We start from the raw sequence: 4,301 nt of genomic DNA on the forward strand, positions 1-4,301 counted from the left end.
CCGCCGTTGAAGCCGCTGCCCCCGGACCCGGCGGCACCGCCGCGACCGCCGTTGCCGCCGTCGCCGGCGCCGGTACCACCCTGGCCGCCGTTGCCGCCGTAGCCCCCGTCGCCGCCGTCGCCACCATCGCCGTTGACACCGCCTTGGCCGCCCGGTCCGCCCGCGCCACCGACGCCGCCGCGGCCGCCGGCCGCCCCCGCACCGCCAGCACCACCGTCACCGCCATTGCCGCCGTAGCCACCGAGTCCGCCGTTGCCGTCGGGATCGGTGGTGTAGCCACCCCATCTGCCCACACCGCCGTTGCCGCCGTTACCGCCGGCTCCGCTGACCCCGGCCGATCCGTTGGCCGAGATGACGAACAGGTATCGACCGGCTCCTCCGGCGCCGCCGGTGGCGCCGCCTGCACCACCGTTGCCGCCGTCACCGCCCGTTCCGCCGGGTGCGCCGTCGCCGGAGCTGACGGTGCCGGGGTAGCGGCCGTTGCCACCCTGGCCGCCCTGACCACCCTGGCCGCCGAGACCGCCGTTGCCGCCGCTGCCGAACACGACACTGCCGTTACCGCCGCGACCACCGCTGCCGCCGGGTCCGCCGTCGCCGCCCGGGCCGCCGTTGTTGGTGATGATCGATTCGGTGCCGGGAATGCCGGTCTGGCCGGTGCCCCCGTTACCGCCGTTACCGCCCTGCCCGAAGACCGAGAGCCAGCCGGTGTTGCCGCCGTTGCCGCCGTCGCCGCCGCCGAAACCGCCGGCACCTCCCGCGCCGCCGTTGCCCGACCACAGGCCGCCGTTGCCGCCGCGCCCGCCGTCCCCACCGTGGTCGCCGGTGGAGCCGTAGAACGGACTGGTTCCGCCCGCCCCGCCGGCACCGCCGTTGGCGAACACCGAGAACAGGCCGCCACTGCCGCCGTCGCCGCCCTTGCCGCCATTGGTGGATCCGCCGCCGGCACCGCCGGCACCGGCGTAACCCCAGACCGACATCAGCCCGGTGTTGCCGCCCCGGCCCCCGTCGCCCCCGGTGGCGCCGATCGGGATGGCGTTGCCACCCGCACCGGCGTTGCCGCCGTTGCCCAGGTACAGGCCGCCGGCACCGCCGTTACCACCCTGACCGCCGGTGCTGTTCACTTCCGCCTCGCCGGCCAGGACCCCGCCGGCGCCGCCCTTGCCACCGTTGCCGAACATGCCGGCCGAGCCACCGTTGCCACCTGTGGTGCCCTGTGCGAACGCCTCACCACCGGCGCCGCCGGCACCGCCGTTCCCGGCGATCAGGCCGCCGTTGCCGCCCCGGCCGCCATTGCCCGCCGCCACGCCGGCGCCGCCCGCACCGCCGTTGCCGAACCATCCGGCCGCTCCGCCGCTGCCGCCGTTGAAGCCTGCGCCGCCGTCGCCGAACAACCCGCCGTTCCCGCCTCGGCAAACGCGGCCGCCGGTGCAGGTGTCGACTGTCCAGGAGTAGCCGTTGCCGGCGATGATCCCGGCGTTGGGATGCTCAGCGGTCCCGTTGCTGAAGAAGAAGCTGACCACGGCGTCCGGGGTCGGCAAAGCGGCCGCCGCGGCCCGAGGCAATGTCGTGCCGGCCGCCGCGGCGGACTTGGTGGCGGTGCCGGCGTCGGCGGCCGCTGACGGGGTACGGCTGCTCGCCGGTTTCTTCGCCGTGCCGGTGGCCGGCTTGCGCGCGACCGAACCGGGGGTGGGCTTCGACCGTCCGGTCGGCCGGTGCTGCCCGGTGGATGTGGTTGCGCCTGAGGACGTTGTCGCGCTGGCGGACGATGGCCCCTTGGTGCCGGTCGAACCCGTCGCGTCGGCGGCGGCCGTCGCGGGCATCGAGGCCAGCGCGGCGCCCACACCCAGGGTGATGGCTGAGGCACCGAGCCAGGTCAAGAGCCGGGAATCGGTCGGGCCGACGCCGATGCCGCCGAACTCCACTGGCAGAGCCCGCAACCAGGAAGGCCGACGGTGCTCCCGGCGGCCGTCGTCGATGGTAGACATGCCAACCGAACTCATCAGCTCCCCCGAATGTGGTGAACGAATTTGCCAGCGATGCCGTCCCACGCTGTGAAACGGAGCTGTCGAGCAACGGTGGCAACCTAGCACCGGACTGGCAGATGCGTCCCGATTTTCGGACAGATGTCCCAGTGATTTCGCGCCCTTCCGTCCGGCTCGCCGATGGAGAACACTGACACCATGCCCCTGACCGATGAACAAATCGATTCAGCCATCACCGATCTCGACGGCTGGGAGCACACCGACGGCACGCTGCGCCGTTCGGTGAAGTTCCCGACGTTCCTCGACGGCATCGAGGCAGTGCGCCGCGTCGCCGAGCAGGCCGAGAGCGCCGACCATCACCCTGATATCGATATCCGCTGGCGGACAGTCACTTTCGTTCTCGTGACACATTCCGAGGGCGGTATCACCGACAAGGACGTGCAGATGGCGTCGACCATCAACCAGATCGTCGACGGCCACTAGCCGCGATCCAGCCCAGCGTCGCCAGCGTCGCCACCACATAGACCAGTCCCGGCCAGGCCAGATACCAGGGCCGGCTGATCTGCCAGATCGTCGGCTGGGCGAAACTCAGCAGCCACGGCACGCCGATCAGCGTGAGCACCAACCAGCCCCAGCCCAACAGCCGCGCGCCGGCCCGGGCCCGCCAGGGGCCATGAACGAGCCAGATCATCAACGGCAGCAACCACACCCAGTGATGTGTCCACGAGATCGGGGAGACCAGCAGGCCGAACAACTGCACCACCAGCAACGAGCCCAGGCGGTCGCCATCCAGCGCACGCCAGGCCAGCACCGCCAGCACCGCGGTCACCGCGATTCCCGCCAGCACGACCGGGCCGTAGCCGGCATCGTGGCCGAGGATCCGGGAGATCGCGCCGCGCCAGGACTGGTTGAACGAGGTGCCGATCGGACCGACTCGTCCGGCGTCGCCGAGCAGGTCGGTGAAGTAGAAGCGGGCCTGCTGACCGATGACGGCCACGGACAACCCGACGGTGGCGAAGAAGACGACGGCCGAGAAGAGAGCTGCGCCCCAGCGGCGCATGCCCAGGAAGTACAGCCCGGTGATGGCGGGGGTCAGTTTGATCCCGGCCGCGACCCCGACCAGCAGACCCGACCACCACCACCGCGTGCAGTAGGCGGCATAGAGCACGGCCAGTACCAGGATGACGTTGATCTGGCCGTAGTCGAAGTTGCTGCGCAACGGTTCGATCCAGATGCCCACGGCGGTCCAGAGCATCGCCACGCGGTGGCCGGCGCCGGTGGGCACACCCAGCAGCCGTTGGCTGACCCGGACCACGCCATAGAGCGCGGCGATGATGCCCACCTGCCAGCAGAAGGCGACCACCGCGAACGGCAGCAGGTGTAGCGGGTAGAAGACCAGCGCCGCGAACGGCGGGTAGGTGAACGGCAGCGGGAAGTCGGGGGTCTGGTCGGCGTAGACGTAGGAGTACAGGGAGCCAGGGTGGTCGAGCGCGCCCGCGCCACCGAGATAGACGTGTAGGTCGACGAAGTTGGCGCCGTTGGGCACCAGGTAGGTCCAGGCCAGCCGGGCGGCCACGCTGAGGGCCAGGACGACCGCGGCCGGCCAGCCCGGCCGCACCGCCGAAGCCTTCGTGTCCACCGTGCGACTGTATCGACGCCCACTGCGCCGCCCGCTTCGGCGCGCGGCATCACCGTAGGCAATCACTGCCGTAACGGTTGAATAAACACCACACGTGTCACTTGAGTAACTCTAGTAACGGACTACCTTCGGGTTCAGACCTGCACTCGAGGGATTGGGATGACCATGCCACGCTTATCAAAGTTGTTCGCCGCCAATGCAATTGCCGCTGCCGGGCTGTGCTCGGCCGCGCTCGCGCTCAGCCCGTCCGCCGCCGCCGACCCCGGGGTATCCCCGGCCGTGCCCGGCGTGCCGGCGCTCAACATGCTGCAGCAGTTCGTCACCAACCCCGCCGCCGCGGCGGGTGTGCTGCAGTCCGCGGCGACCGCACTGTCCGGAGCGTCGGCGCTGACCGGCACCCCGTCCACGCTGCCGGTCTCGCCGATCGGCGGCGCTCCGGCCACCCTGCCGGTGTCACCGATCGCCGGCGCCCCGGCCACCGCCCCGGCGGCCAGCCCCGTTCCGGGCGGGAGCGTCACCGCGCCGCTGATTCCGCTGCTGAACCAGCTCGGCGTGCCGGGCGACCTCGCCAACCTGACGCCGTCGAACGTGCCGTTCCCGGTCAAGATCGGCGACAACCTCGCCGTCGGTGCGCCGGCCCCGGCGGCCCCGGTCGCCCCGGTGGCCACCGAGGTCGCCGG

At 71.7% G+C, this 4,301-nt stretch carries 3 protein-coding genes and 1 pseudogene; 2 read left to right on the forward strand and 2 right to left on the reverse strand.

The features are described from left to right. Positions 1-1,985 (reverse strand): annotated as a pseudogene (locus MSZK_RS33430) (PE family protein); the annotation flags it as partial. Between the two features lie 195 nt (positions 1,986-2,180). On the opposite strand from MSZK_RS33430, the gene MSZK_RS13755 reads away from it, so the two are divergent. After that, a complete protein-coding gene (locus MSZK_RS13755; protein ID WP_099248692.1) occupies positions 2,181-2,465 on the forward strand; it encodes a 4a-hydroxytetrahydrobiopterin dehydratase in 285 nt (94 codons plus the stop codon). On the opposite strand, the gene MSZK_RS13760 is transcribed toward MSZK_RS13755, so the two are convergent. After that, positions 2,440-3,621 (reverse strand): mannosyltransferase, encoded by a 1,182-nt coding sequence (locus tag MSZK_RS13760; protein ID WP_233211294.1) that lies wholly within the window; start codon positions 3,619-3,621, stop codon positions 2,440-2,442. The two genes, MSZK_RS13755 and MSZK_RS13760, sit on opposite strands and share 26 nt — an antisense overlap. 165 nt (positions 3,622-3,786) lie before the next feature. Between MSZK_RS13760 and MSZK_RS13765 the strand changes: the two genes are divergently transcribed. Next, on the forward strand, positions 3,787-4,301 hold a 515-nt coding region (locus MSZK_RS13765; RefSeq protein ID WP_142389925.1), incomplete at its 3' end, for a hypothetical protein.

It is taken from the genome of Mycobacterium sp. shizuoka-1 (assembly GCF_002723835.1).
In the GTDB taxonomy this organism is placed as follows: Bacteria; Actinomycetota; Actinomycetes; order Mycobacteriales; family Mycobacteriaceae; genus Mycobacterium.